Raw genomic sequence first — 3,088 nt, 5'->3', positions numbered from 1 at the left:
CTGCTACAATGAAGAAGAGTCGGTCCCCATGCTGGTGGAGCGGCTAGTGCAGGCCATTGAACCATGGGCGCAGGACGCCGAAATCATCCTGGCGGATGACGGATCCAGCGACGAAACCTGGGCGGCGATCGAGGCGGCTCACGCCAGGTACCCTGTGGTGCGCGGCATCCGCCTGTCGGCGAACCGCGGCCACCAGGTGGCATTGACGGCCGGGCTGGAGGCTGCGCGTGGCGCGCGTATCTTCATGCTGGATGCCGACCTTCAGGACCCGCCGGAAATCCTGCCCGACATGATGATGATGATGGACCGCGGCTATGACGTGGTATACGGGCGCCGGGCCGAACGGCAGGGGGAAACCCTGTTCAAGAAGGCCACCGCCTATCTGTTCTACCGTTTCCTGAACACGCTGTCGGATGTGGATATCCCCAAGGACACCGGCGATTTCCGCCTGGTCAGCCGCCGTGCGCTGGCGGCGGTGCTGGCGATGCCTGAGCGCGCGCGGTTCATCCGCGGTATGTTTGCTTGGGCAGGGTACAAACAGATCGGTCTGGAATACGTGCGCGATGCACGGGTTGCAGGTGTCACCAAATACCCGTTCCGCGCCATGCTGCGCTTTGCCACTGACGCGCTGACCGGGTTTTCCACTAAGCCGCTGAAAATGGCGACACGGCTGGCGTTCCTGAGCCTCTATGTGACCTTCCTGATGGCGGTCTATGTGTTCCTGTCGCTGATCCTTCACAGCACCGCGCCCGGCTGGGCGTCGATGCTGCTGGCGATTTCCTTTTTCTCGGGCATCCAGCTGCTAACGCTGGGGATCATGGGGGAATACATCGGCAGGCTCTATATGGAGAGCAAGCAACGGCCGATGTATTTCCTGTCGGAGGAAACCAGCGGTGCGACGGCTGATCCGGTGAACATTGAAACTGCCCCTCGTCATAAGGAAGCGTCGTGACAATGCGCGATTGGGGGCAAATTCTGCGTTTCTCTGCTGTGGGCGCAGTGGTCGCTGGGCTGTATGTGCTAGGCTTTACCGCGCTGTTGACGGCAGGCCTAGCGCAAGCGGCGGCGAATGCCTTGGCCTTTGCAGCCGCGGTTGCCGTGCAATATGTTCTGCAATCCTGGTGGACCTTCCGCCGCCCATTGGGGTTGCCGGACCAGATGGCGCGCTTCGCCTGCGCCATTGCCGCGGGTTTTGCCGTCTCGGCGTTGATCACCGGCGCCATCGGTCCGGCGGCTGGCTGGGCAGATTGGATGTCTGCCACCGCTGTCACAGTGATCCTGCCGGTTCAGAACTTCATCATCTTTCGCCTCTGGGTTTATGCCGCGGCTGGCTGATTATCGGACGGAGCAAAAATGTCTCATATCTATTCCAACGAGTTTTACGATTACATCGACCAAGGCGCGCGAACTTCGGCGCAGGCGGTGATTTCGGTGGTGCAGCCGCATCTGAAAGCAGGTAGTGTGCTGGATCTGGGCAGCGGCCGCGGTGTTTGGCTGAGCGAATGGATCAAGGCTGGTGTGATGGATGTGGCCGGCGTCGATGGCGATTATGTAGATCGCGACCGGCTGGCAATCCCGCGTGAGCAGTTCCACGCTGCTGACCTGACCAAACCTTTTGACCTGAAACGCAAGTTCGATCTGGCCCAAAGTCTGGAAGTGGGTGAACATCTGCCCGAGGCAGCTTCGGAGCGGCTGGTGGATAGCTTGACCTGCCACGCAGACCGGGTGCTTTTCTCAGCCGCGGTGCCGGGGCAGGGGGGCGAGTTCCACATCAACGAGAAGCCGCTGTCCTTCTGGCAAGAGATGTTTGCGGCGCGCGGCTTTACCGCCTTTGACTTTGCCCGGCCTCACCTGAAGGAGATGGAGGGCGTCGAGCCCTGGTACCGCTACAACACCGTGCTTTACGCCAACGAAGCCGGTCGCGAAGGCTTGCCGCAGGCGGTGCTGGCAGCGGAAATCCCGGCTGGCCAGAAAGTTCCGCTGGCCGGCAGCCTGGGCTGGCGGATGCGGCGCGGGGTTGTCTCGCTGATGCCGCAGCCGATGGTGACCAAGATTGCCCAGGGCCGCGCCGCTGTGCTGGCCCGCCGTGCCCGACGCCTCCAGGAGGCTGCTGGATGACACTGGTCTCCGCCGGCAGCTCCGCTCCGCAGCGGTCTGCAGTGCCGCAGTTGCTGGTAACAGTTGCTGCGGTTTTTGCCCTGATGCTGTTGGCCGCGCTGTCCCAACTGCATGATCCGATGATCCGGCATGACGACTATCCGGCGCTGCTGGCGGATCCTGAGCTGTTCTACTCTAAAACCCTGACCGAAGGGCGCTGGGTCAATTATCTGTGGCATTTGCGCGGCGTGGTGACGCCGGCCTGGGCTAATTTCCTGACCTACCAGCTGCTGTGGGCGATCTATCTGGGCTGTCTGGTTCACAACGCTCTTGGCCGCGAAGCTGAGATCTGGCAGCGGGTGATGGTAGCGTTGATTGCCGGGCTGTGTCTGCCATCGGTGCTGATCTCGCTGTGGTTCAACACACTGATCCCTGGGCTAGCCATTTTGGCGCTGTATGGCTGGCTTGCCACCCGGCTGAGCGAGCGGATGTGCCGCTGGCTGATGCTGGTCTTTGTTCCGGCGGCGCTGATGTCATATACGACCTATCCGTTTCTGGTCCTCGCGATGAGCCTGACCCGCGCAGATGCCGCACGTTCTGCAAAGGATCTGGCGGGCTTGCTGGTGCTGTTCATTGCCAGCTTTGCTTTGGGAATGCTGGCAATCTATTCGCTGAACTATGCCGAACACGGGGTGTTCGGCGTGCCGATGGCAGATTGGCGCAATCCCAGCCCTGCAACGGATCTGGCCTCGGCATTGAAAAATTCCAAGCTGGCAGGGGATTTCCTGGTGAACCTGGTGCTGAAGGGCGGTTACAGCATCACTGGGCTGGCGCTGCTGCAGACTGCGCTGCTTGGCTGCGCCGTGTGGGCCGTGTGGAGCCGGGACAAATGGCGGGCGCTGTACATGCTGTCCGGGGCCGGGCTGGGGCTGGCGCTGATCTGCCTGCAGGTCATTCGCAGCGGCATCGACATGCCGGTGCGGTCCGGCGG

Annotated in this window: 4 protein-coding genes; all 4 read left to right on the top strand. The window is 61.8% G+C overall.

What is annotated here, in order from left to right; all coding sequences use genetic code 11:
• The coding region (locus A2I95_RS28970) for a glycosyltransferase family 2 protein (protein ID WP_291735450.1) at nucleotides 1-952 on the top strand (952 nt) is incomplete at its 5' end.
• Between the two features lie 2 nt (nucleotides 953-954).
• On the top strand, nucleotides 955-1,335 hold the full coding sequence (locus A2I95_RS28965; RefSeq protein ID WP_027257511.1) for a GtrA family protein: 381 nt from the start codon (nucleotides 955-957) through the stop codon (nucleotides 1,333-1,335).
• An 18-nt stretch (nucleotides 1,336-1,353) separates the two neighbouring features.
• Nucleotides 1,354-2,118 (top strand): methyltransferase domain-containing protein, encoded by a 765-nt coding sequence (locus A2I95_RS28960; RefSeq protein WP_291735448.1) that lies wholly within the window; start codon nucleotides 1,354-1,356, stop codon nucleotides 2,116-2,118.
• Nucleotides 2,115-3,088: hypothetical protein (locus tag A2I95_RS28955; RefSeq protein WP_291735447.1), on the top strand; the 974-nt coding region annotated here is incomplete at its 3' end. The genes A2I95_RS28960 and A2I95_RS28955, both read left to right, overlap by 4 nt.

Source organism: Leisingera sp. F5 (assembly GCF_001593695.1).
The sequence above is the reverse complement of the archived record's forward strand: the minus strand, read 5'-3'. Positions and strand labels throughout refer to the sequence as shown.